General features: G+C 71.4%; 19 protein-coding genes and 1 pseudogene. 5 read left to right on the plus strand and 15 right to left on the minus strand.

Features of this window, described 5'->3' with window-relative positions; all coding sequences use genetic code 11:
• The first annotated feature begins 89 nt into the window (after positions 1 to 89).
• Positions 90 to 749, plus strand: a complete 660-nt coding sequence (locus ACRAKF_RS19470; protein ID WP_447038442.1) for a response regulator — start codon at positions 90 to 92, stop codon at positions 747 to 749.
• 117 nt (positions 750 to 866) lie between these two features.
• Complete coding sequence (locus tag ACRAKF_RS19475) at positions 867 to 1,310, plus strand: pyridoxamine 5'-phosphate oxidase family protein (protein ID WP_447038443.1); 444 nt, start codon at positions 867 to 869, stop codon at positions 1,308 to 1,310.
• Between the two features lie 59 nt (positions 1,311 to 1,369).
• Here the strand turns inward: ACRAKF_RS19475 and ACRAKF_RS19480 are convergent, their stop codons facing one another.
• Positions 1,370 to 2,941 (minus strand): protein kinase domain-containing protein, encoded by a 1,572-nt coding sequence (locus ACRAKF_RS19480; protein ID WP_447038444.1) that lies wholly within the window; start codon positions 2,939 to 2,941, stop codon positions 1,370 to 1,372.
• Between the two features lie 305 nt (positions 2,942 to 3,246).
• On the opposite strand from ACRAKF_RS19480, the gene ACRAKF_RS19485 reads away from it, so the two are divergent.
• Positions 3,247 to 4,926 carry a protein kinase domain-containing protein gene (locus tag ACRAKF_RS19485; RefSeq protein ID WP_447038445.1) on the plus strand — a complete coding sequence of 560 codons (1,680 nt, stop codon included), beginning with the start codon at positions 3,247 to 3,249 and terminating at the stop codon, positions 4,924 to 4,926.
• Positions 4,927 to 4,991: 65 nt separating this feature from the next.
• Here ACRAKF_RS19485 and ACRAKF_RS19490 read toward each other — a convergent pair whose 3' ends face one another.
• The 9 genes and pseudogenes from ACRAKF_RS19490 to pdhA form a co-directional block, all read right to left on the minus strand.
• Positions 4,992 to 5,534 carry a bacterial proteasome activator family protein gene (locus ACRAKF_RS19490; RefSeq protein ID WP_447038446.1) on the minus strand — a complete coding sequence of 181 codons (543 nt, stop codon included), beginning with the start codon at positions 5,532 to 5,534 and terminating at the stop codon, positions 4,992 to 4,994.
• Positions 5,535 to 5,599: 65 nt separating this feature from the next.
• Positions 5,600 to 6,049 carry a hypothetical protein gene (locus ACRAKF_RS19495; RefSeq protein ID WP_447038447.1) on the minus strand — a complete coding sequence of 150 codons (450 nt, stop codon included), beginning with the start codon at positions 6,047 to 6,049 and terminating at the stop codon, positions 5,600 to 5,602.
• A gap of 189 nt (positions 6,050 to 6,238) precedes the next feature.
• Complete coding sequence (locus tag ACRAKF_RS19500) at positions 6,239 to 7,216, minus strand: NAD(P)H-quinone oxidoreductase (RefSeq protein WP_447038448.1); 978 nt, start codon at positions 7,214 to 7,216, stop codon at positions 6,239 to 6,241.
• Positions 7,217 to 7,402: 186 nt separating this feature from the next.
• On the minus strand, positions 7,403 to 8,500 hold the full coding sequence (locus ACRAKF_RS19505; RefSeq protein ID WP_447042067.1) for a potassium channel family protein: 1,098 nt from the start codon (positions 8,498 to 8,500) through the stop codon (positions 7,403 to 7,405).
• The gene (locus tag ACRAKF_RS19510) at positions 8,497 to 9,942 is read right to left on the minus strand and encodes a molybdopterin molybdotransferase MoeA (RefSeq protein ID WP_447038449.1); all 1,446 of its coding nucleotides are present in this window, start codon (positions 9,940 to 9,942) and stop codon (positions 8,497 to 8,499) included. Before ACRAKF_RS19510 ends, ACRAKF_RS19505 begins: the two co-directional genes overlap by 4 nt.
• 272 nt (positions 9,943 to 10,214) lie before the next feature.
• A pseudogene (locus ACRAKF_RS19515) lies at positions 10,215 to 11,213 on the minus strand (NTP transferase domain-containing protein); the annotation flags it as partial.
• A gap of 82 nt (positions 11,214 to 11,295) precedes the next feature.
• Entirely contained in the window at positions 11,296 to 12,930 is a 1,635-nt protein-coding gene (locus tag ACRAKF_RS19520) for a dihydrolipoamide acetyltransferase family protein (RefSeq protein ID WP_447038450.1), read from the minus strand.
• Positions 12,930 to 13,946 (minus strand): alpha-ketoacid dehydrogenase subunit beta, encoded by a 1,017-nt coding sequence (locus ACRAKF_RS19525; RefSeq protein ID WP_447038451.1) that lies wholly within the window; start codon positions 13,944 to 13,946, stop codon positions 12,930 to 12,932. Before ACRAKF_RS19525 ends, ACRAKF_RS19520 begins: the two co-directional genes overlap by 1 nt.
• Positions 13,946 to 15,088, minus strand: coding sequence for a pyruvate dehydrogenase (acetyl-transferring) E1 component subunit alpha (gene pdhA, locus ACRAKF_RS19530; protein WP_447038452.1), 1,143 nt, complete (start codon positions 15,086 to 15,088; stop codon positions 13,946 to 13,948). Before pdhA ends, ACRAKF_RS19525 begins: the two co-directional genes overlap by 1 nt.
• Positions 15,089 to 15,277: 189 nt before the next feature.
• Here pdhA and ACRAKF_RS19535 point away from each other — a divergent pair, with 189 nt between their 5' ends.
• Positions 15,278 to 15,787, plus strand: coding sequence for an Lrp/AsnC family transcriptional regulator (locus ACRAKF_RS19535; protein WP_447038453.1), 510 nt, complete (start codon positions 15,278 to 15,280; stop codon positions 15,785 to 15,787).
• Positions 15,788 to 15,807: 20 nt separating this feature from the next.
• Here ACRAKF_RS19535 and ACRAKF_RS19540 read toward each other — a convergent pair whose 3' ends face one another.
• Both ACRAKF_RS19540 and ACRAKF_RS19545 read right to left on the minus strand, forming a co-directional pair.
• Complete coding sequence (locus tag ACRAKF_RS19540; RefSeq protein WP_447038454.1) at positions 15,808 to 16,401, minus strand: TetR/AcrR family transcriptional regulator; 594 nt, start codon at positions 16,399 to 16,401, stop codon at positions 15,808 to 15,810.
• Positions 16,398 to 17,912, minus strand: coding sequence for a 3-hydroxyacyl-CoA dehydrogenase (locus ACRAKF_RS19545; protein WP_447038455.1), 1,515 nt, complete (start codon positions 17,910 to 17,912; stop codon positions 16,398 to 16,400). The genes ACRAKF_RS19540 and ACRAKF_RS19545 overlap by 4 nt, the downstream gene beginning before the upstream one ends.
• 209 nt (positions 17,913 to 18,121) lie before the next feature.
• Between ACRAKF_RS19545 and paaN the strand changes: the two genes are divergently transcribed.
• Positions 18,122 to 19,813, plus strand: a complete 1,692-nt coding sequence (gene paaN, locus ACRAKF_RS19550) for a phenylacetic acid degradation protein PaaN (RefSeq protein ID WP_447038456.1) — start codon at positions 18,122 to 18,124, stop codon at positions 19,811 to 19,813.
• Positions 19,814 to 19,862: 49 nt separating this feature from the next.
• Here paaN and ACRAKF_RS19555 read toward each other — a convergent pair whose 3' ends face one another.
• From ACRAKF_RS19555 to ACRAKF_RS19565, 3 genes are read right to left on the minus strand one after another with little or no spacing between them, the layout of a single operon-like run.
• Positions 19,863 to 20,642: a TrmH family RNA methyltransferase gene (locus tag ACRAKF_RS19555; RefSeq protein WP_447038457.1), complete on the minus strand. Its 780-nt coding sequence runs from the start codon at positions 20,640 to 20,642 to the stop codon at positions 19,863 to 19,865.
• On the minus strand, positions 20,639 to 21,985 hold the full coding sequence (locus ACRAKF_RS19560) for an HTTM domain-containing protein (RefSeq protein WP_447038458.1): 1,347 nt from the start codon (positions 21,983 to 21,985) through the stop codon (positions 20,639 to 20,641). Before ACRAKF_RS19560 ends, ACRAKF_RS19555 begins: the two co-directional genes overlap by 4 nt.
• On the minus strand, positions 21,982 to 22,842 hold the full coding sequence (locus ACRAKF_RS19565) for a DUF5819 family protein (RefSeq protein ID WP_447038459.1): 861 nt from the start codon (positions 22,840 to 22,842) through the stop codon (positions 21,982 to 21,984). Before ACRAKF_RS19565 ends, ACRAKF_RS19560 begins: the two co-directional genes overlap by 4 nt.
• Between the last annotated feature and the right edge of the window lie 13 nt (positions 22,843 to 22,855).

Genomic DNA, 22,855 nt, shown 5'->3' on the forward strand with positions numbered 1-22,855 from the left:
GGCCACCCCGGGAACGGGAAGGGTTCCGCTCCGGGAACGGGAAGGGTTCCGCTCCGGCGCCGAAAGAGATCGTGTGTGAGACTGACTCCGTGCGCGAAGACGGAAAAATTACGGTTTTTCTCCTCGACGACCATGAAGTGGTGCGCCGTGGAGTCCATGAGCTGCTCTCCGTGGAAGCCGACATCGAGGTCGTCGGCGAGGCGGGCACCGCGGCAGATGCCCTGGTCAGGATCCCCGCGACCCGGCCTGACGTCGCCGTGCTCGATGTGCGCCTGCCGGACGGCAGCGGTGTCGAGGTGTGCCGCGAGATCCGTTCGCACGACGAGGACATCAAGTGCCTGATGCTCACGTCGTTCGCCGACGACGAGGCGCTCTTCGACGCGATCATGGCCGGTGCGTCGGGTTATGTCCTCAAGGCCATCCGCGGCAACGAACTCCTGACCGCCGTACGTGACGTCGCCGCCGGAAAGTCCCTCCTGGACCCCGTCGCCACGGCCCGCGTCCTGGAGCGCCTGCGCGACGGCAACAACCCCAAGGGCGACGACCGCCTCGCCGGCCTCACCGACCAGGAGCGGAAGATCCTGGACCTGATCGGCGAGGGCCTGACCAACCGCGTCATCGGCGAGCGGCTGCACCTCGCCGAGAAGACCATCAAGAACTACGTCTCCAGCCTGCTCTCGAAGCTCGGCATGGAGCGGCGCTCCCAGGCGGCGGCGTACGTGGCCCGCCTCCAGGCGGAGCGGCGCTGACGCGCGACAGGGCCAGTGCATACGCGCGACAGGCAAGTGCGTAAGGGACTTAGGTCCCTGCGTGAGGGGGCCGGGGCCCCTTTTCCGGCACCGCGTGCGTGCCTGAAGGTGGATGCCATGCCCACCGACGAACAGCTCGCCTTCGAACTGCTCAGCCGCACCGACTACGGCCAGGTGGCGACCAGCATGCGCGCCCTGCCCTTCCTGGCGGCGGCCCGGCACATCGTCGTCGACGGCAGGCTGCTGCTGCGGATGCACCGCGGATACGACTACCACCAGGCGTGCGTCGGCAGCGTCGTCGCGTACGGCGCCGACAATCTGAACGAGGCGTCGGCCTCGGCCCGCGACGGCCACTGGACCGTGCAGCTCATCGGCCTCTGCACGGCGGTCGAGCCGACGAACACGGCCCTTGAGCGCTTCGGCCCCACGCCCCACCTGGCCGACGGCGAGCTCTTCGCCCCCGTGTACCTGCGGATAGAGCCCCAGGTCACCAAGGTCCACACCTTCTGCGCCGGCCACGCCTTCTGCACCGGCCACGCCCGCGAGCTCGCGACCTCGTAGCTCAGGCCGGCTCGGGCCGGCTCAGGCCCGCCGCGCCGTGCGCCCGGTTCGCCGCGGGCTCACTCCTCGGGCTCGCCCCCGGTGCCGCCGACCTGATCGTTGCCGCCGAGCGGGTCCGAGGTGTCCGGCGGATCGTCCGTGGGCTCAGTGGTCGGCTCGTCCGTGGGGTCCGTCGTGGTCGGATCCTGCGTAGGCTGCGTCGGGTCCTGGGTCGGCTGAGTCGGACCGGTGGTCGGCCGTGACGGCCCCGTCGGCTGATTCGTCTGCGGCGGATAGTCCGTCTGTTCCCCGGTCCCCTCCTCCGGCTCCGTCTCCTCGTCCGTCGCCTCGTCGTCCGCGCTCTTGCTGGGCTTCTTCTCCTGCGACTGCTTGGTCGAGGGAGAGACCGGCGGGTCCTTCTTTTCCTTCTTGTCGGCCGCGTTCAGCGCGATCGCGACCCCCGCCGCGATCGCGATGATCGCGAGCACGACGACAATCCAGATCTTGCTCCGGCCGCCGCCCCTGCCCCTGCCCCCGTGGGGGTGCGAGCCGTCGAAGCCGCCGTCGTCGCCGCCCGGCGGACGCAGCATGGGGCCGGGGATCTGCGCGGTCCCGGAGTCCGGGTGCGCCATCGCGCCCGCCCCCGCGACGCCCATCGCCGGCGTGTTGCCGCCGTCGTGCATGTCGACGGGCCCGGTGTTCCAGGTGCCCGTGTGGCTGCCCTGCTCGTGCAGCATCTGTAGCGCGTACTGGATGAGACCGCGCATCTCCTCGGCGGTCTGGAACCGGTCGTCCGGGTCCTTGGCCAGGGAGCGCATGACGAGCCCGTCCAGCTCCGGCGGCGCCGCGTCCGAGACCTCGGAGGGCGGTACCGCCTGGTCCTGGACGTGCTGGTAGACCACGGAGAGCGGCGTCTCGCCGGTGAACGGCGGCCGCAGGGCGAGCAGTTCGTAGAGCAGGCAGCCGGTCGCGTACAGGTCGGAGCGGTGGTCGACGGCCTTGCCGAGCGCCTGCTCGGGCGACAGGTACTGGGGCGTGCCCATGACCATGCCGGTCTGCGTCATCGTCGACTGCGCGCCGTGCAGGGCGCGCGCGATGCCGAAGTCCATCACCTTCACCGCACCGGCGTGGGTGATGATGACGTTCGCCGGCTTGATGTCGCGGTGCACGATGCCGTGCTGGTGCGAGTAGGCGAGCGCTTCGAGCACGCCCGACACGATGATCAGGGCCTGCTCGGGGCCCGGCGCCTCCGCGTTGATCAGCAGATCGCGGATCGTCCGGCCCTCGACGATCTCCATGACGATGTACGGGACGACGTTCGGCCCGACCTGGTCTTCACCGGAGTCGTACACGGCCACCACAGCGTGGTGGTTGAGACCGGCCACGGACTGCGCCTCACGGGTGAAGCGGGCCTTGGAGACCGGGTCCTCGGCAAGGTCGGAGCGGAGCAGTTTGACCGCGACCGTACGTCCCAGACGTACGTCCTCGGCCGCGAACACCTCGGCCATGCCGCCCCGGCCGAGCCTGTGGGTCAGTCGGTACCGGCCGTCGCCGACGAGCCCGCCATTACCCCACAACTCAGGCGCGTCAGACATACCGCCGCCAGTCGCCTCGGGGTCGGACGGGCCCTGAGCGCGCTGCGTCTGTGCCATCAGTCCTCGCCGTCGTTTCTGGTCGTGGTACTAGGTACCGGGTACATCGCGATACGGGGTACTCCGTCGGCCACGCTACAGCCTTCTCACCACCCCCTGATTCGAGGTGGACCGGACATCAAAGCCTTCCCGGGGGCTCATGCGCAAACTTGTAACGCTTCCGAGACGCTTCTTGCGCGTACGGTCACGGAACGGGCACCGAGCTTGACGTGGCATCGCCCTCGGGCAGACTTGGCCAGGAATAGCGGTAATCGATCACCAGCCGCGGAGCCGTCCGGCACCCGCGCCGATGGGGGACGCACGAGATGAGCAGCCAGGACGGCGCACAGGGGCGGTACGCGGGGCGTTCGCTGGCCGGTGGCCGCTACCAACTGCGCGACCTGCTCGGCGAGGGCGGCATGGCCTCGGTGCACCTGGCGTACGACGCCGTTCTCGATCGCCAAGTCGCGATCAAGACGCTTCACACCGAACTCGGCCGCGAACAGTCCTTCCGTGAACGCTTCCGCCGCGAGGCCCAGTCGGTGGCGAAGCTCACTCACACGAACATCGTGTCGGTCTTCGACACGGGCGAGGACACGCTGTCCGACGGCTCCGGCGAGGCGGACGGCGGCCCGATGCCGTACATCGTCATGGAGTACGTCGAGGGGCAGCCGCTCGGCTCGGTGCTCGACGCGGCGGTCCGTCAGCAGGGCGCGATGCCGACCGACCAGGCGCTGAAGATCACCGCGGATGTGCTCGCGGCGCTGGAGATCAGCCACGAAATGGGCCTGGTCCACCGCGACATCAAGCCCGGCAACGTCATGATGACCAAGCGCAACGTCGTGAAGGTCATGGACTTTGGCATCGCCCGCGCCATGCAGTCGGGCGTCACGTCGATGACGCAGACCGGCATGGTCGTCGGCACCCCGCAGTACCTCTCGCCCGAACAGGCGCTCGGCCGCGGCGTCGACGCGCGCTCCGACCTCTACTCGGTCGGCATCATGCTCTTCCAACTGGTCACGGGACGGCTCCCGTTCGAGGCGGACTCGCCGCTGGCCATCGCGTACGCGCACGTGCAGGAGGAGCCGGTCGCTCCCTCCTCGATCAACCGTTCGCTGCCCCCGGCGGTCGACGCGATCGTCGCCCGCGCGCTCAAGAAGAACCCGAACGAGCGTTTCCCGACCGCCGTGGCCATGCGCGACGAGTGTCTGCGGGTCGCCCAGTCCTTCCAGGCCGCGGCCCCCAGCATCGTGCCGGGAGCGCCGACGGCGAGCGGCGCGGGCGTCGGCTCCGCGGTCTTCCCGCCGGTCGACTCCTCGCTCCCGCAGCAGGGCGGCTCGGTCCAGACCCCGTACCAGCCGAACCAGCCGAACCCTTACGGCGGCCCGTCGACACCGGCCCCGACCCCGGGCTACGGCTACCCGCAGCAGAGCGGCTACCAGACCCCGGCGCCGGTCAACGCGTACGCCCCTCAGCAGGGCGCGCACACCCCGCCGCCGTACAACCTCTCGCCCCAGCCCGTCACGGCGGCGTCCCCGTCGGGCGGTTCGGGCGGGTCTTCCGGCTCATCCGGCTCGGGCAAGAAGAACATGCCGGTGATCATCGGCTCGATCGTCGTCGCCCTCCTGGCCGTGGGCGGCCTGATCACAGCGATCTCCCTGAACGGCGACGACGGCAAGGACCCCTCCGACAACAAGTCGAAGCAGCCGGTGGCGGGGCACAAGGGGCCGAACCGGAACATGCAGATCGAGAAGGAAAAGTGCACCGAGCCCGACGTGGGCTACAACGACGAGGACAAGATCAAGGTCCCTGACTTCACCTTCAGGGACTGGAAGTCGGTGCTGTCCTGTCTCCAGGCCGCCGGGTGGAACTACGACAAGCGCAATGTCGATGAGAACGCCTACGGCAAGGACACCGTGATGCGGCAGACCCCGAAGGAAGGCACGGAGGTCGACCCCAAGGGTCTGGACATCCAGTTCGACGTGTCCACGGGCAACCCGGACTAAGCCGTCCCACGCCAGAGGGGCCCGGCACGCGCCACGCGTGCCGGGCCCCTCCACGTACCCAAGACCTACAGGTAGGGACCGCCCGTGCGGCCCGCGAGGCCGCCCTCGTCGTCGTCCTCGCCGCCGCCCACGCCGGGCGGCAGCGCGCGGCGCATCGACTCCAGCTGGGCCCGCGCGGCCATCTGCTGGGCGAACAGCGTCGTCTGGATTCCGTGGAAGAGGCCCTCCAGCCAGCCGACCAACTGTGCCTGCGCGATCCGCAGTTCCGCGTCGCTCGGCGTCGATTCGTCGGTGAACGGCAGCGAGAGCCGCTCCAGCTCCTCGACGAGCTCGGGGGCCAAACCGTCCTCCAGCTCCTTGACCGAGCTGGCGTGGATCTCCTTGAGGCGGACCCTGCTCGCCTCGTCGAGAGGGGCCGCCCGCACCTCCTCGAGAAGCTGCTTGATCATGCTCCCGATGCGCATGACCTTGGCCGGTTGTTCGACCATCTCCGTCACCGGAACCTCGCGGGATTCGTCGTCTCCGCCGCCACCGAGCGCCATCCCGTCCTGGCCCACGACCAGGACCTGGGGGCTCTCCGACGACCGTTCGCTCCTCGGCATCTCCATGCCGCCATTCTCTCGTACCCGTCCCTCACTTACGGGTGGTGCCCCCATACGAAGGTGATCCACCCTCAGCCGCGCCGCAGCCGCAGCCCCAGGAAGCCGAGGCCGAGGCCGATGAGGAACAGGCCGCCGCCGAGCGGCAGGACACGGAGACCGGGCAGTACGGGCCCGGACGGCGCCCGTTCCGTGCCGCCGGGGACGGCGTCCCGGTGCGCCGCCGCGGCCGGCGGCATCTCGTGCGGGGGTACGTACGGGGACGGTTCGGGGGGCGGTGGCGGCGGATCCGGGAGCCGCGGGTTCACGCCGCCCGGCCGTTCACGGCCCTCGCCGGGGCGGCTGCCCGCGCGGGCCGTCTCGTCGACGATCGTGAGCGGACCGACGGGGGTGGGCGCGACCGCCTGCCCGGCCGCGTACCCGGCCGGCCGCTCGGCCGCCTGGGCGACCGGTTCAAGCGCGGTGGACGCGAGCACGGCGAGCAGCATGGCTGTCGCCACGGACGAGCCCCTGGCGTAGCGCATCGCGCCGGCCCCCTCCCGCTGATGGATCGCATGGGCCGCATGCTGGAATCAAGCCTCACATGGCGGGATGAAACCGGCATCTTGGTCCGTCGATATGGGCGGGCGCGGGAGGGGTGCGGCCGTGTGTGTGGCGGGACGACCCGGGGCGGGCGGCCGAGGGGGCCGGCGCCAGTGGCGACAGGCGCTCCGCTAGCGCTGGAGCAGGACCTTTCCGATGTGGCTGCTCTCCTCAAGGATCCGGTGCGCGGCCGCCGCGTCACGCATCGGCATCGTACGGTCGACGATCGGCCGTACATGCCCCGCGCTGATCAGCGGCCATACGTGTTCCCGTACCGCCGCGACGATCGATGCCTTCTCGGCGGTGGGGCGGGCGCGGAGGGAGGTGGCGGTGACGGCGGCACGCTTGCTGAGCAGCGCGCCGATGTTCAGCTCGCCCTTGGTTCCGCCCTGCATGCCGATGATGGCGAGCCGGCCGTTGACGGCGAGGGCCGTCACGTTGCGGTCCAGGTACTTGGCGCCCATGTTGTCGAGGATGACGTCCGCGCCGGCCCCGTCCGTGGCCCGCCCGATCTCCTCGACGAAGTCCTGCTCGCGGTAGTTGATGAGGATGTCGGCGCCCAGCTCCGCGCAGTACGCCAGCTTCTCCTTGCTGCCCGCCGTGACGGCGACCTTCGCGCCGACGGCCTTGCCCAACTGGATGGCCATGGTGCCGATGCCGCTGGAACCGCCGTGCGCGAGCAGCGTCTCGCCGGGCCGCAGGTGAGAAATCATGAAGACGTTGGACCATACGGTCGACGTGACCTCGGGCAGCGCGGCCGCCGTCACGAGGTCGACGCCCTCGGGCACGGGAAGCAGCTGGCCTGCCGGCACGGCGACCTGCTCGGCGTAGCCACCGCCGGAGAGCAGCGCGCACACCTCGTCGCCCACCGCCCAGCCGGAGACGCCGGGGCCGAGCGCGGTGATCCGGCCGGAGCATTCGAGGCCGGGGTAGGGGGACGCGCCGGGCGGCGGGTTGTAGAAGCCCTGCCGTTGCATCAGATCGGCGCGGTTCACGGCGCCGGCCACCACCTCGACCAGCACCTCGCCCTCACCGGGCACGGGATCAGGCACCTCCGCCCACACCAGCGCTTCGGGCCCACCGGGTTCGGGGATCGTGATCGCATACATAGCTTCGAGGCTACTCCGGAGCCGGAAACCCGGGAGGGCGGGCCGAGGCGAGCCGAGGCGAGCCAGGAAGGCCCAGGACGGTTCAGGACGGTTCAGGGGCGCGAGGAACCGCGCACAGAGCCACGACTCCGGGCGAGTGCCGGGAGGGACGGGGCCCCCAAAGCCCCCACAGCCCCCTCAGTCCCCTCAGTCCCCCCGCAACGGCTTGACGTCCGGCGCGATCACAGCCGTGGGCGTCGCCCTGACGATCGTGATCAGCCGGTCGGTCAGCTGCAACTTCCCGACGGCCGGATCGTCGTACCCGAGCACCCGATGCCCCCGCACCACACTCACGACGAGGTCCTCCGTCTCCCGGACCCCGCGCCCCGCCTCAGCCTTTATGACCGGCCGCTCAACAAGATCGAGCCCCGTGCCCTGCTGAATGAGGTCCTCCATGACCATGCCCGCACTGGGACTGAGCACGGAAAGCCCGAGCAACCGCCCAGCCGCACTCGCACTGGTGATGACGGCGTCGGCCCCGCTCTGCCGAAGCAGCGGCGCGTTCTCTTCCTCCCGCACCGCCGCCACGATCTTCGCGCCACGGTTCAACTGCCGCGCGGTGAGCGCGACGAGCACCGCCGTGTCATCCCGCTGCGTCGCGATGATGATCTGCCGGGCGCGCTGCACCTCGGCCCGGAGCAGCACATCACTGCGCGTCGCGTCGCCGAGGACCCCGGCGAACCCCTCCGCCGTAGCCGCGTCGATCACCTTCGCGCTCGGGTCGACCACCACGATCTGCTCCGGCTTCAGGCCGGTCGCGCAGACGGTCTGGATCGCCGACCGGCCCTTCGTGCCGAAGCCGACGACAACAGTGTGTTCACGCAAGTTGGACCTCCAGCGGGACAGACGCCATTCCTCGCGCGTCCGTTCCGTCAGCACTTCGAGGGTGGTGCCGACCAGAATGATCAGGAAGAGCACGCGCAGCGGCGTGATCAGCAGAATGTTGGTGAGCCGCGCGCTGTCGCTGTACGGGACGATGTCGCCGTAGCCCGTGGTGGAGAGCGTGACCGTCGCGTAGTAGGCGGCGTCGAGGAAGTCGACGCTCCCGTCGGAGTTGTCGTGGTATCCGCTGCGGTCGACCCACACTATGAACGTCGTCAGGGCGAGCACCAGCAAGGCCATCGCCAGACGCCGCGTGACCTGCCGCAACGGCCGCTCGACCACACGCTGCGGCAACTTGATCCGATGCGTCGTGTGGTGCTCTGCGGGGTCGCGGGCGATGGCGTCGTGTCCGGGAAGTTTCACGTGAAACACTCCGCGCCGAGCTCTCCGGTCACGGCCCACGGCAGGTCCAGGATCTCCAGTTCCTGCCCCTGCCGCGCCCCACCGGACGGAACCACCGCGAGCCCGTCGGCCGCCGCGATGCCCCGCAGCATGGCAGGACCATGGAAGCGCAGCGGTACGGCGACCTCGCCGCGCAGCGTGACGGGCACGAGCCGGGTGTCGTACGGGTGCCCCTGCACGGCTTCACGCACCGGTGCGGTGTACATCGAGGGGCCGCCATGCCCGGACGCCCGCCCGGTCAGCGTACGCAGCAGGGGTTCGGCCAGCGTGAGCAGACCGGAGACCGCGGCGAGCGGGTTGCCCGGCAGCCCGACAAGGTGCTGGTCCGTGCTGATACGGGCGAGCAGCATGGGGTGCCCGGGGCGTACCGCCACACCGTCCACGAGCAGCTCGGCACCGATACGGCTCAGCGTGGGGTGGACGTGGTCGACGGGGCCGGCCGCGGTGCCGCCCGTCGTGACGATGAGGTCGGCCGTGGATTTCGTGATCGCCTCGTACAGCGCCTCGGCGTCATCGCCGAGCCGCCGGACCTCGGTGACCTCGGCGCCGAGCGCCCGCAGCCACGGCGGCAGCATCGGGCCGAGCGCGTCCCGGATGAGCCCTTCGTGCGGCAGCCCCTCGGTCAGCAGCTCGTCACCGAGTACGAGTACTTCGGCGCGGGGCCGGCGGACGGTGGCGAGCGCGTCGTACCCGGCGGCCGCCGCCAGGCCGAGCACGGCGGGCGTGACCAGGGCCCCGGACGGCAGCAGATGGTCGCCGGAACGGCACTCCTGGCCGCGCGGGCGGATGTCCTGGCCCTGGACCAGGTCACGCCGTGCGAACAGCCTGTTCTTGCCGTCGACGTGGCCGTGCTCGCTGCGCAGGACCGCGGTGGCGTCCCTCGGGATACCGGCACCCGTCGCGATGCGCACCGCCTCGCCGTCGCCGAGCGGCACCGACTGGCCGTCCCCGGCGAGCACCCCGTCGGCGCGTACGTCCCAGGGGCCCGGGCCCGCCACGGCCCAGCCGTCCATGGCGGAGGTGTCGAAGGAGGGAAGGTCGGTGAGGGCGGTGAGCGGGGTGGCCAGGACCATCCCGAGCGCCTGGACCAGAGGAACTGAAGCGGCCTCTCCCTCGGGCGCCCGAGTGGCTCGCGCGGCCCGCGCCCGGGCCACGTCCCAGGGGGTGATGTCGCGGTGCTTGTCCTCGCCGGGGGCGTGGGGCACGGCTCCCAGCGGCGCGGGGGCTACCGCGGACGCCGGTCCGCCCGCCGGTCCGCCCGCCGATCCGCCCGCAGCCGTGGCATGCGGAATGCTCCCGCGACCCTCTCCCTGCCCTCCGGGCCCCCGGTCCAACTTCCGCCCCTCGTTCACCAGGGCGAGAGCCTGATCAAGCTCGGCATCCGCCGCCGACTGCCCACTCATTCGACGTCCGAAGGGGTCTGGGGGGTCTGGGGGGCCTGGGAGGTCTGGGGGCCTTGTGACGCCTGGGGGGCCGAAGGCGCCTGAGGGCCCCGTGGCGCTTCAGGGTCACGCTGCGCCTGCGGTGCCTGCGGTGCCTGAGGGCCACGTGGCGCTTCAGGGTCACGCTGCGCCTGGGGCGCCGACGACCCCTGGGGGCCACGTGGCGCTTGAGGGTCACGCTGCGCCTGCGGTGCCTGCGGTGCCTGAGGGCCCCGTGGCGCTTCAGGGTCTCGCTGCGCCTGCGGTGCCTGCGGTGCCTGTGCCTGAAGGTCGGCGGAGCCCGGCTTCGTGTCCTGCTGGTCCTCGTCCGCCCAGCGGGCCGCCAGCGCCGCGGCCTTGCGCGCCGCCTCGGCCACGGCTTCGGGGCCGGCCGCGGGGCCGCCCCGCATGGCCGCCTGCGCCGCCGCGTAGCCGACGAGGAAGGTGGTCAGCGGTGCCGCGGGCCTGGCCACGCCGTGCGCGGCGTCGCGAGCGAGGTCGAGGAGGGTGCCGGTATCGACGTCGAGATCGATGCCCAGTTCGTCCTTGACTGCGGAAATCCATTCATCCAACACGTGCCCATGCTCCCTGATCCGCGCCCGCGCGGCGGCGATGTCGTCCCAGGTGTCGCAGTCGAAGCCCGCGACAGGGTCCGCCACCCTGGCCAGATCGAGCCGCGCGGTGAGCAACCGAAGCGGCAACCCGGAGAGCCCACGCCCCGCCTCCACACCAGCAGGCCCACGCCCCTCTTCCGCACCAGCAGCCTCGCCCGAACCCGCCCCGGCGCCCTCGCCCGCCCCCGCAAGCACCGCGATCTCCCGCCGCAGCGCCCCGCTCCGGTAGGCCGCGACCAGCGGCTGCTCGCGCCCCCCGGCGTCGACGAGTACGGCCCCGTCCACCGCGCCCTCGCGTGCGGCGGCCAGCAGCTGACGTACCGTCCGCTCGCCGAGGAACGGCAGGTCGGCGGAGAGCACCACCACGTACTCGGCCGCCGTACACCGCAGCCCCGCGTCCAGCGCGGCCAGCGGCCCGCCACCCGGCGGCTCCTCGCGCGCCCACACCACGGGTCGCGCGGTCGGTCTCGGTTCGGCCACCACGACCGTGGTCCCGGCGCCGGAACAGGCGGCAAGGACCCGTTCGAGCAGCGCACGCCCGCCCACGCGCACGCCGGGCTTGTCGGCGCCGCCGAGCCGCGCGGCACCGCCCCCGGCGAGCACGACGACGTCGTACGCAGCACCCTCGTTCGCGGTCACCCCCCGAGTATGGGCGTACGGGGGATCATTGCCACCCCGCGGAGGGCGCTTCCGACGAGGGACTTACGTCACCCGACTCCTTTCACACCGACCGCAGGAGCACCGCCGGCTGTTCGACGCAGTCCGCCACGTAGCGCAGGAACCCGCCCGCCGTACCGCCGTCGCACACCCGGTGGTCGAAGGTGAGCGACAGCTGGACCACGTGCCGCACCGCCAACTCGCCCTGGTACACCCACGGCTTGGGCACGATCCGGCCCACGCCCAGCATCGCGGCCTCGGGGTGGTTGATGATCGGCGTGGATCCGTCGACCCCGAACACCCCGTAGTTGTTCAGCGTGAACGTGCCTCCGGTGAGCTCGGCGGGCGTGAGCGTCCCGGCGCGCGCCTCCTCCGTGAGCCGGATCAGCTCGGCGTTGATCGAGGCGGTCGTCCGCGACTGTGTGTGCCGCACCACGGGGACGACGAGCCCCCGCTCGGTCTGCGCGGCGAACCCGAGGTGGATGTCGGCGAAGCACCGCACCTCCCGCTCCTCCATGTCCACGCTGGAGTTCAGCATCGGGTAGCGCGCGAGGGCGGCCACGGTGATGCGGGCGAACAGCGCGAGCAGCGACACCTTCTGGCCGTGGCCTTCGTGGCCCGTCATCGCCGCGTTCATGGCGGTGCGCGCGGCGAGCAGTTCGGTGGCGTCCGCGTCGACCCAGCAGGTGGCCTCCGGTATCTCGCGCCTGCTGCGGGACATCTTGTCCGCGACGAGGCCCCGGATACCGGTCAACGCGTGCCGGGACTCACCGCCCGCGCGCGTGGGCTCCTCTCCGGCCGCCACCTGACGGCGCGCCTCGGCCTGCCGCAGGCGGATCAGCTCGTCGTCCTCGCGGGCCGCCGCACCGAGCGCCGCGGCCCTGCGTGTCTCGTCCCTGCCTGTCTCGACCCGGTGCGTCTCGACCCGGTGCGTTCCGGCCCTGCCTGTTTCGGCCCTGCCCGTTTCGGCCGCGGCCTCGCTCATCCGGCTCGATGCCGGGCCGGCCTGGCGCGTGACCGAACCGCCGCCGACGCGTTCGCTCCCCGCCACGGGCGCCTGCCCCGCCGCGATGGCGGACTCCACGTCGGCCCGCGTGATCAGCCCGTCCGGTCCCGAGCCGAGGAGCTCGCGCAGCTCCACGCCGTGCTCACGGGCCAGCTTGCGTACCAGCGGAGAGATCACCGGAACCGGGCCGTCCCCGCGTGCGGGCACGTCGGCCGCAGGGGCTTGCCCGGTCGGGACTTGCCCGGTCGCCCGCGCCGTGCCGAAAGCGGTGGACGCCACGGCAGGCCCCTGCTGCCGCTGAACCGTGGCCCGCTCGGGCCGCAGCCTCCTGCGGCGGGCCGGAGCGGCTGCCGTGCCGTATCCGACCAGGACGTTGCCGGAGGAGTCCGCTGCCGCCGTCCGCAGCGCACGCTCGGCCGGCTCCTCCGGGGCGGGTGCCTCGGCGGGAGCGCCCACGGCGACGGTCAGGAGAGGCGCCCCGACGGGCATCTCACTGCCTTCCTCGCCGAACCGGGCCGTCACCACGCCGCCGTAGGGGCAGGGCACCTCCACCATCGCCTTGGCCGTCTCGACCTCGACGACCGGCTGGTCCACCGCCACGACGTCACCGACCCGGACGAGCCAGCGGACGATCTCGGCCTCGGTCAGTCCCTCGCCGAGGTCGGGCAGCTTGAACTCAAGGACCTGCGCCATCAGCTCTCCGCCTCCCACTGCAATCGCGCCACCGTGTCGAGGATCCGGTCGACGCCCGGGAGGTGGTGCTTCTCGAGCATCGGCGGGGGATACGGGATGTCGAAGCCCGCGACCCGCAGCACCGGCGCCTCCAGGTGGTGGAAGCACCGCTCGGTGACCCGCGCGGCGATCTCTCCCCCGGGACCGCCGAAGCCGTTCGACTCGTGCACGACGACCGCCCGGCCCGTGCGCCGGACGGACGCGGCGACCGTCTCGTCGTCGAAAGGCACCAGGGAGCGCAGATCGACCACTTCGAGGTCCCAGCCCTCGGCACGCGCGGCCTCGGCGGCCTCCAGGCAGACGGGCAGGGAGGGACCGTACGTGATCAGCGTGGCGCTGCGGCCGGAGCGCCGCACCACCGCGCGTCCTATCGGTTCAACGGTCGCGGGGCTCTCGGGGTTCCAGTCGGCCTTCGACCAGTACAACCTCTTCGGCTCCAGGAAGACGACGGGGTCGTCGGAGGCGATGGAGGCCCGCAGCAGGCCGTAGGCATCGGCGACCGTGGCCGGCGTGACGACGTGCAGGCCCGGGGTCGCCATGTAGTACGCCTCGGAGGAGTCGCTGTGGTGCTCGACGCCGCCGATCCCACCGCCGTAGGGCACACGGACGGTGATGGGCAGCGGCATCGCGCCACGGGTGCGGTTGCGCATCTTCGCCACGTGCGAGAGCAACTGCTCGAAGGCCGGGTAGGCGAACGCGTCGAACTGCATCTCGACGACGGGCCGCAGGCCGTACATCGCCATGCCCACGGCCGCCCCGAGGATGCCCGCCTCGGCGAGCGGTGTGTCCGTACAGCGGTCCTCGCCGAACTCCGCGGTGAGTCCGTCGGTGACCCGGAAGACACCGCCGAGCGCGCCGACGTCCTCCCCCAGGACATGGACGGAAGGGTCCTCGGCCATGGAGTCGCGCAGGGCGCGTCCGAGCGCCTGGGCCATGGTGGCCGGTTTGGTGACCGGCTTCGCCGCGACCGTGGTCATCAGGCTTCCTCCCCGGCCTCTTCGGAGGCCGCTTCCAGCTCGGCCCGCAACTGTTCCGCCTGCTCGCGCAGTTGCGAGGTCTGCTCGGCGTACACGTGCGAGAAGAGGTCCATGGGGTCGAGCACGGGGTCCTGGTTCATGCCCGCGCGCAGGTCGGCCGCCATGGCCTCGGCGTCCTCGCCCACCTGGCGCTTCGCGTCGTCGTCCAGGAGCCCCCGCTCCGTCACCTCCCGCTCCAGGAGCGTGATCGGGTCGTGGTCGCGCCAGGTGTCGACCTCCGCGTCGTGGCGGTACCGCGTGGCGTCGTCGGCGTTCGTGTGCGCCTCCATGCGGTAGGTGACCGCCTCGACGAGGGTCGGGCCGCCGCCCCGCCGCGCGCGGGACACCGCTTCGCTCAGCACCTCGTGCATCGCCGCCGCGTCGTTGCCGTCGACCAGGCGTCCCGGCATCCCGTACCCGACGGCCTTGTGGGCCAGGGAAGGGGCCGCGGTCTGCTTGGCGAGCGGCACGGAGATCGCGAAGCCGTTGTTCTGCACGAGGAAGACCACGGGCGCCTGCCACACGGCGGCGAAGTTCAGCGCCTCGTGGAAGTCGCCCTCGCTGGTGCCGCCGTCGCCGACCATGGCCAGCGCCACCACGTCGTCGCCCTTGAGACGCGCGGCGTGCGCGAGGCCCACGGCATGCGGGAGCTGGGTGGCGAGAGGCGTGCTCAGCGGCGCTATCCGGTGCTCATGGGGGTCGTACCCGGTGTGCCAGTCGCCGCGGAGAAGCGTCAGGGCGCGTACGGGATCCAGGCCTCGGGCGACCACGGCGAGCGTGTCCCGGTAGCTGGGAAAGAGCCAGTCCCGCTCCTCCAGGGCCAGCGCGGCGGCCACCTCGCAGGCCTCCTGGCCGGTGCTGGAGGGGTAGACCGCGAGCCTGCCCTGCTTCGTCAGAGCCGTGGCCTGCGTGTTGTACCGGCGGCCGCGTACCAGCTCCGCGTACAGGCGGCGCAGCAGATCGGGATCGGCCTTCGCGGCGGCCTCGGTGCCCAGCACGCGGTACGGCTCCGGGTCCGGCAGCAGCGGCACGGGGTCGGTCCTCGGTCGCCAAGCTGGGGGCGGGGTCGGCCGGTAGGCGCCCCGCTGCTCCATGACCGTCATGACGGCACCTCCTGGGGGGAAGCGTCTCCTCGTGGGAGCGGCAATGAGGCGCAGAGCTGTGACGCGCCTCACCTACCGATTGTTCGGTCGTCGGCACATTTTGGCTACAGGCACCCCCAGGCTGTGGACAAACGGTTCTCCACAGCCTGGGATGGATGCAGTACGTCCATGGTAGGGAGGCGGGGGGACATGGCATCTGAACGAATGGCCGACCGGCCCGAGAGCGATCGCCCGGAACCGCAGCCGCCGGAACCCCGGCCCCTGGACGCCATCGACCGGGACATCCTCCAGATCCTGCATACGGACGGTCGCGCGTCGATACGTTCCGTGGCCGAGCGTGTCCACGTCTCCCGCGCCAACGCCTACGCGCGCATCAACCGCCTCATCGACGACGGCGTCATCCGGGGCTTCGGGGCGCGCATCAACCACGAGCGCGCCGGGCAGGGCGCGTCCGCGTACATCACGCTCAAGATCGTCCAGAACACCTGGCGCACGGTGCGCGAGCAGTTGCGCGCACTTCCCGGTGCGTCCCATATCGCACTGGTCAGCGGCGACTTCGACGTACTGCTCCTGGTGCACACGCCGGACAACCGCGCCCTGCGGGAGCTGGTGCTCACCCGGCTCCAGTCCATCCCCGAAGTCCTCAGCACGCGTACGTTGCTGGTCTTCGAGGAGGACGACCTGGAGGCGGAGAACTAGGCCCGTCGGCGCGCCGTCTGTCAGCGGACGGTGCGCAGGCCCGCGAAGGCCAGTTGCACCACGGCGTCGGCGATCTGTTGGCCGTTCGCCGCACCCCGGCTCTCCGGCCGGTACCACTCCACGATGGAGTTGATCATTCCGAAGAGCAGCCTGGTGGCCAGGCGCAGCTCGACGTCGGAGCGCAGGTCCCCGTCCGCGACGGCTTCCTTCAGGAGCTCGGCCACCTGCTGGTCGAAGTCCCGCCGCCGCTCTAGGGCCCACCGCTCGGTGTCCGTGTTGCCGCGCACCCGCAGCAGCAGGGTCACGTACGGCAGTTCGGCGACGAGGACCTCCACGGTGCGGCGCGTGACGTACTCCAGGCGCTCGACCGCACTGCCCACGCGCGCGTGCTCCTCGGCGAGGATGCCGAAGAGGCCGTCGATCGCCCGGCTCACCGCACGGCGCAGCAGCTCTTCCTTGCCCGACACGTGGTGGTAGATGGAGGACTTGGAGATGCCGGCCGCCTTGGAGAGGTGCTCCATGGACGTGCCGTCGTAACCGCGCTCGTTGAAGACCCGGACGGCCACGTTCAGCAGCGTCTCCGGGGTGTAGGTGTCCCGCCGGGCGGTGGTCATGAGTGTTCCTCTCGCACGGCCTGGCGCCGCAGGGCCTGGGACGGGGCGTAGCGCCCTGTGGGGTACTCCTCGTGCAGCAGCTCCAGCGCCCCGGCCACTCGGTACGTGGTGAGTCTGCGGCCCCATTCGACCGGGCCGAGCGGGTAGTTCACTCCGAGGCGCATGGCGGTGTCGACGTCCTCGGCGTCCGCCACGCCGCGCCCGACGGCGTCCATGGCGAAGTCCACGAGCATCCATACGGTGCGGGCCACGATCATCCCCGGGGCGTACCCGATGACGCTGACCTTCTTGCCGAGCGCCTGGAAGAGGCCGATCGCCTCCCCCAGGCCCTGTTGGCCCACCCTGCTCGACGGGGAGAGCGCGATGCGGGTCGCTTCCCGGTAGTCGAGGGCGAGGTCGAAGTGGATGGTCGGTTCCGCCTCGGTGTCCGCGCCGGAACCATCCGCCAGGGCGAGCCGCACACCGCTGGGCAGCTCGATGTGACCGGGGTGGCGGCTCGGCACGTCCTGGCCGTGCCGGACCTGGATGCCCGCCTTCTCGGCGAGGTCGACCAGGGCGTCCGCGGGAAAGAGGTCGCCGTGCACGGTGATGGAGCGGGGGGCCTCGGCGGGCGCCGCGGTGTGCGGCTCAGCGCGCGGGGCGTCGTCCCCGTACGCGTACCAGCCCCGGCCCGACTTGCGTCCCAGGCGCCGCGACTCGACCAGGCGCCGCTGGGCGAGGGAGGGGGTGAACTTGGGGTCCTGGAAGAACGACTCCCACACGGAGCGCGTGACGGCTTCGTTGACGTCCTGCCCGATGAGGTCGGTGAGCTCGAAGGGGCCCATCTTGAAGCCGCCGCACTCGCGCAGGACCGCGTCGATCGTGGCGGGGTCCGCGACCCGCTCCTCGTACAGGCGCAGCGCCTCGGCGTAGAAGGGCCTGGCGACGCGGTTCACGATGAAGCCGGGGGTGTCCGCGCAGCGCACCGGAGTCTTGCCCCATGCCTGCGCCGTCGCATACGCGCGCGTGGCCGCCTCCTGTTCGGTCGCGAAGCCGCTGACGACCTCGACGAGGGGAAGTAGGGGCGCCGGGTTGAAGAAGTGCAGCCCCACGAAGCGGCCGGGTTCCCGCAGGGCGCCGGCGATGGCGGTCACGGAGAGGGAGGAGGTGTTGGTGGCCAGCAGGCAGTCCTCGGCGACGACGTCTTCGAGTTCCCGGAACAGCTGTTGCTTGACGTCCAGCCGTTCCAGTACCGCCTCGACGACCAGGCCGCAGTCGGCGAGCTCCGCGAGGCCACCGGCAGGGGTGAGCCGGGCGCCCGCGGCGGCGCGGTCCTCGGCCGTGAGCCTGCCCTTCTCGACGAGGCGGTCGAGGCGGGCGCCGATCGCGTCGGCCGCCGCTCGGGCGCGGCCCGGCGCGGCGTCGTACAGCCGCACGGGGTGGCCCGCCACCAGGGCGACCTGTGCGATGCCCTGCCCCATGGTTCCGGTGCCGACCACGGCAACGGCGCTGCTGAGCTCGAGTGCTGTCATGCTCGCGATCCTCCCGCACGGTCCGCCGGCCGGCGTTCCTGGGGTGGCGTGGAGAAGTTGTCCACAGGTTTGGCGGACCCTCTTGTCCCGACCGATCGTTCGGTTACTCTAGCTCTGTCAGACAGTCCCTGCCCACTGTTCCTGCCCACCGTTCCTGCCCCAGCTCGCCAGCTCGATGGAGAGCTGACCGACGAGGAGTTGGTCCTGCCATGGCCGTCGAACTCACCGCGCAACAGCTCATCGCGAAGCACCGGCCCACGCTCGATCAGGCGCTGGAGACCATCCGCACGCGCGCGTACTGGTCCCCCCACCCCGAGCACCCCAAGGCCTACGGCGAGGACGGCAGCCTGAGTCTGCCCGAGGGCAAGGCCGCCTTCGACGCCCTCCAGGGTGCTCGCTTCGAGCTCGACCAGCCCGGCACCGACGACTGGGTGGGCGGCGAAGTCTCGCCGTACGGACCGGAGCTGGGCATCACGTACCCCCACCCGGACATCGACACGCTGCTGCCGGCGATGCGCGCCGGAATGCGCGCCTGGCGGGACGCGGGCGCGGAGACGCGCGCGGTGGTCTGCCTGGAGATCCTGGCGCGGATCAGCGCCCGCACCCACGAGTTCGCGCACGCGGTCATGCACACCAGCGGCCAGGCCTTCATGATGGCCTTCCAGGCGGGCGGCCCGCACGCCCAGGACCGCGGCCTCGAAGCGGTGGCGTACGCGTATGCCGAGCAGGCCCGCACCCCCGGCACCGCCGAGTGGAACAAGCCGCAGGGCAAGCGGGACCCTCTCGCGATGACGAAGCGGTTCACGCCCGTGGCGCGCGGCATCTCGCTCCTGATCGGCTGCAACACCTTCCCGACGTGGAATGGCTACCCCGGTCTCTTCGCCTCGCTCTCGACCGGCAACCCCGTCCTGGTCAAGCCGCACCCGCGCGCGGTACTGCCGCTCGCCCTCACGGTGCGGATCGCCCGCGAGGTCCTCGCCGAGGCCGGTTTCGACGCGAACCTCGTGTGCCTGGCCGCGGAGCGGCGGGACGAGGGCATCGCCAAGACGCTCGCCACCCGCCCCGAGATCAAGATCATCGACTACACCGGGTCGTCGGCCTTCGGCGACTGGCTGGAGGCCAACGCCCGCCAGGCGCAGGTCTACACCGAGAAGGCCGGGGTCAACACGGTCGTCGTCGAGTCGACCGACGACTACAAGGGGATGCTGGCGAACCTCGCCTTCTCCCTGTCGCTGTACAGCGGTCAGATGTGCACCACCCCGCAGAACCTCCTGATCCCGCGCGACGGCATCCAGACGGACGCCGGGGCCAAGTCCTATGACGCGGTGGTGTCCGACCTGGCCGCCTCGGTCAGCGGCCTGCTCGGCGACGACGCCCGGGCGAACGGCATCCTCGGCGCCCTGGTCAATCCGGACGTGAAGGCCCGCCTCGAAGCGGCCTCGGGACTCGGCGAGGTGGCCCTCTCCTCCAAGGAGATCACCAACCCCGACTTCCCGGACGCCGTGGTGCGCACCCCGGTGATCGTCAAGCTGGACGGTGCGAAGCCCGACGCCGAGGCGGCCTACCTCAGCGAGTGCTTCGGCCCGGTCTCCTTCGCGGTCGCCGTCGACTCGGCGGCGGACGCGGTGCGGCTGCTCGGCCGGACGGTGCGCACCAAGGGAGCGATGACCGTGGGCGCGTACACCACGTCGGAAGAGGTGGCTTCGGCCGTGGAGGAGACCTGTCTGGAGGAGTGCGCCCAGTTGTCGCTGAACCTCACGGGCGGCGTCTATGTGAACCAGACGGCGGCGTTCTCGGACTTCCACGGCTCGGGCGGCAACCCGGCGGCGAACGCCGCCCTGTGCGACAGCGCGTTCGTGGCCAACCGCTTCCGCGTGGTGGAGATCCGCAAGGACGCGTGACGTTGGGACCGTCCGGGCCGGCGATCGGCAGGCCCGGCCGGCGGCGGGTTCAGGCCTCCGAGCCGGGGGGCCTGCCCGCCGACCAGTGGAAGAGCGTCATGCCCACGCTCGTCGCCAGGTTGTAGCTGGAGACCTGCGGACGCATCGGCAGCGACACCAGGTGGTCCGCACGCTCGCGCAGCGCCGCGGAAAGGCCGCTGCGTTCGGAGCCGAAGGCGAGCAGGGCGTCGTCGGGGAGCTTCAGTCCCCGGATGTCCTGCCCTTCGGCGTCGAGCGCGAACACCGGCCCCGGCGGCAGCGCGGTGGCCTCCATCCGCTCCACGGCCGTCGCGAAGTGCAGACCCGCGCCACCGCGTACGACGGTCGGGTGCCAGGGGTCGAGCGTTCCGGTGGTGACGACACCGGTCGCCCCGAATCCGGCGGCGAGCCGGATCACGGCGCCCGCGTTGCCGAGGTTGCGGGGGTCGTCGAGCACGATGACCGGCGCGGCCCTCGGCAGGTGCCCCAGCGCCTCCAGGTTGTCGGCACGCGGCGGGCGCTCGGCGAGGGCGGCGACCGCCGTGGGGTGCAGACGCGGCACCAGCGCCCGCAGCCGCTCGTCCTCGACCGGCACCACCAGGGTCTCCAGCGCCTGCCGCACATCCGGCGCCAGCTCGTCCGCGAGGGCCAGCACACCGGCCCTGTCGCTGGTCAGCGCGGCCGGAATCCGTGCGCCGAAGCGCAGGGCGTGCTTGATCGCGTGGAAGCCGTCGAGCAGCACGCAGGTGTCCGCGAGCCCGCGCCAGGTACGCACGGCGTCGCCCGGGTCCGCCCCGGAAGTGCTGTTCATGGAGTGAAGCCTACGCGCGCGTGCTCAGCCGTTTCCGTGTCCTGTGACCGGCCCCCGGCCCGCTGCTCGGGCATGGCGTCATGGCGCGGAAGTGGAAGACGGGCGGCGACGAGGGCCTTCGCCCCGTCACGCGCGCGTGCCACCCGGCCGCCCAGACGCCGCAGGAACGACGTCGGCAGGAACACCGCGTCGGCGGTGATCATCGCGAGGGAGAAGAACGGCAGCCCGAGGACGACCGCGATGACGGCGTGTTCGAACATCATCGCCGTGAGCAGGACGTTCTTGACCCGGCGGTTGAAGAGGGTGAAGGGGAAGGCCACCTGCACGATGACCGTCCCGTATGTCACGGCCAGCAGGATCAAGCCGTGGGAGGCGAGCAGCTCGGACAGGGCGGGCCACGGGGAGAAGTAGTCGAGTTTCAGCGGGTAGTAGACGGCCGTGCCGTCCTGCCAGCGGCTGCCCTGGACCTTGTACCAGCCGGCCGTCGCGTAGATGAGGCAGGCCTCGACCATGATGATGAGCAGCCCCGCGTTGTGGACGAGGTTGGCGACGACGTCGAGGAGCTTGCGGAGTTCACTGTGCGGGGCGCGCCGCCCCACGGCCCACCACAGGCCGTGCACCGCGAGGATCCCCCAGAAGATGACCAGCCAGCGGCCGCTCAGCTCGCCCATGAAGGTCACGGCCACCAGCATGAGGCCCAGCACCGACCACAGAACGGGCCCCACCCGGTCGACCGGCACTCCGGAGACCGGCCCGACCGCCGCCGCTTCCGCCTCCCTGGCGTCCCCCGTGTCCCCCGCCTCCCTGGCGTCCCCCGCGTCCCTGGCGTCGCCCGCGTCCCGTATACGTACATGTACGCGTGCACGCGCGCGTGCAGCACGCCGCGCGTCCAGTGACCAGACCTGGCCGCACCGGGTGAGCACCAGGTAGGTGGCCATGAGGTGGATGACGTTGTCACCGCCGTCACCGATGAAGATGCTGCGGTTCTGCAGCGACAGCACACCGACCATGAAGAGCACGGACATGGCGCGCGTGCGCCAGCCGAGCATCAGCAGCGCACTGCTCAGCACCGCGACCGCGTAGACGATCTCGAACCAGACACGCCCGTCCGACCACATCAGCGCGGTGAAGGCACCATTGCCCGCGATGAGCTGCTGCGCCATGTCCCATTTCCAGGGGCTGTCGGGCCCGTACAGCTCATGGCGGTGGGGGAGTTCGCGCAGCAGGAAGAAGAGCCAGGTGGCGGCGAAGCCGATGCGCACGATCGCCGTCTGGTACGGCCCCAGGGCGAACCCGGTGACATGGCCGAGTCCGCGCGCGAAGGGGCGCTCGATACGGGTCACCGGCCGGCTCCCTTCGCACCCGCGCGCTCACCGTCAGCGGCGTCCCTGTCGCCTGCCCCACCGGTGAGCGGCAGGTCGTCCGGGGTCACCGTCCACCACGGAAGCTGGCGGTAGACCGGCTTCGTGGACACCTTCTCCTCGCTCCACCGCGGGGGCCGCACGTTCGTCGTCCTGGAGCGCACCTGCACGCGCACGATCTCGTCGCCCTCGCCGCCCGGGCTTTCCCGGTCGAGCCGCATGTACGCGATCCGGCGGACGTAGTCCTCCGAGAGCTGCCCGCGCAGGCCAAGGGGACGATTCTGCGCGTCGTGCGAACCGACGTAGAAGTCCCAGGCGCGGCGCAGCTCGTTCTGCTGCGTGTGGCTGGGCAGCAGATTGCCGTCGATGGCGGCGCCGTCCTGCGCCGAGAGGTCGTACCAGTCGGTGGTCGCCACCGTCCCCTTCTCCGTGTCGAGCTCCGCCCTGACCTGCACGGCGACGTTCTGCTGGAGCGGGTTGGGGGCGAACAGCTTCCAGTTCTGCTCGAACTCGGGATAGATCCACTCGTCGATCACATCGCCGTGCTGCTTGGTCGCGGTGTTCGAGGGGGCGACGTGGAGGAAGAGCATCGCCACGTGGACGCACGCGGCCACGGCGACCAACGCGAGGGCACAGGCGGCGGCGATCTGATAGCCGAGCTTGAGGTCGGCGATGCCTGTGCGGGGCGGGGGGCCCGATTCAGGTTCCGGGTTCGAGCCCTCCACCGCCACCCGTTCGGCGGACGCGCTCGGCGTGGCAGCCCGTCGTGGCTCATGCGCCGAACCGGGCCCGTCAGGTCCGGCGGACCCACCGCCGGAGTCCTTGTCGTACCCGCTCATTCCGCCCCGTTCC

The organism is Streptomyces sp. DSM 118878, assembly GCF_052936595.1.

Excerpts from the sequence above, each read along its gene's own strand:
- ACRAKF_RS19495 (WP_447038447.1), bottom strand. The coding sequence starts at position 6,049 with ATGCGCTACGCCAGGGGCTCGTCCGTGGCGACAGCCATGCTGCTCGCC.
- ACRAKF_RS19485 (WP_447038445.1), top strand. The coding sequence starts at position 3,247 with ATGAGCAGCCAGGACGGCGCACAGGGGCGGTACGCGGGGCGTTCGCTG.
- ACRAKF_RS19480 (WP_447038444.1), bottom strand. The coding sequence starts at position 2,941 with ATGGCACAGACGCAGCGCGCTCAGGGCCCGTCCGACCCCGAGGCGACT.
- ACRAKF_RS19565 (WP_447038459.1), bottom strand. The coding sequence starts at position 22,842 with ATGAGCGGGTACGACAAGGACTCCGGCGGTGGGTCCGCCGGACCTGAC.
- ACRAKF_RS19545 (WP_447038455.1), bottom strand. The coding sequence starts at position 17,912 with ATGACAGCACTCGAGCTCAGCAGCGCCGTTGCCGTGGTCGGCACCGGA.
- ACRAKF_RS19525 (WP_447038451.1), bottom strand. The coding sequence starts at position 13,946 with ATGACCACGGTCGCGGCGAAGCCGGTCACCAAACCGGCCACCATGGCC.
- ACRAKF_RS19520 (WP_447038450.1), bottom strand. The coding sequence starts at position 12,930 with ATGGCGCAGGTCCTTGAGTTCAAGCTGCCCGACCTCGGCGAGGGACTG.
- ACRAKF_RS19475 (WP_447038443.1), top strand. The coding sequence starts at position 867 with ATGCCCACCGACGAACAGCTCGCCTTCGAACTGCTCAGCCGCACCGAC.
- paaN (WP_447038456.1), top strand. The coding sequence starts at position 18,122 with ATGGCCGTCGAACTCACCGCGCAACAGCTCATCGCGAAGCACCGGCCC.
- ACRAKF_RS19555 (WP_447038457.1), bottom strand. The coding sequence starts at position 20,642 with ATGAACAGCACTTCCGGGGCGGACCCGGGCGACGCCGTGCGTACCTGG.
- ACRAKF_RS19510 (WP_447038449.1), bottom strand. The coding sequence starts at position 9,942 with ATGAGTGGGCAGTCGGCGGCGGATGCCGAGCTTGATCAGGCTCTCGCC.
- ACRAKF_RS19535 (WP_447038453.1), top strand. The coding sequence starts at position 15,278 with ATGGCATCTGAACGAATGGCCGACCGGCCCGAGAGCGATCGCCCGGAA.
- ACRAKF_RS19500 (WP_447038448.1), bottom strand. The coding sequence starts at position 7,216 with ATGTATGCGATCACGATCCCCGAACCCGGTGGGCCCGAAGCGCTGGTG.
- pdhA (WP_447038452.1), bottom strand. The coding sequence starts at position 15,088 with ATGACGGTCATGGAGCAGCGGGGCGCCTACCGGCCGACCCCGCCCCCA.
- ACRAKF_RS19490 (WP_447038446.1), bottom strand. The coding sequence starts at position 5,534 with ATGGAGATGCCGAGGAGCGAACGGTCGTCGGAGAGCCCCCAGGTCCTG.
- ACRAKF_RS19540 (WP_447038454.1), bottom strand. The coding sequence starts at position 16,401 with ATGACCACCGCCCGGCGGGACACCTACACCCCGGAGACGCTGCTGAAC.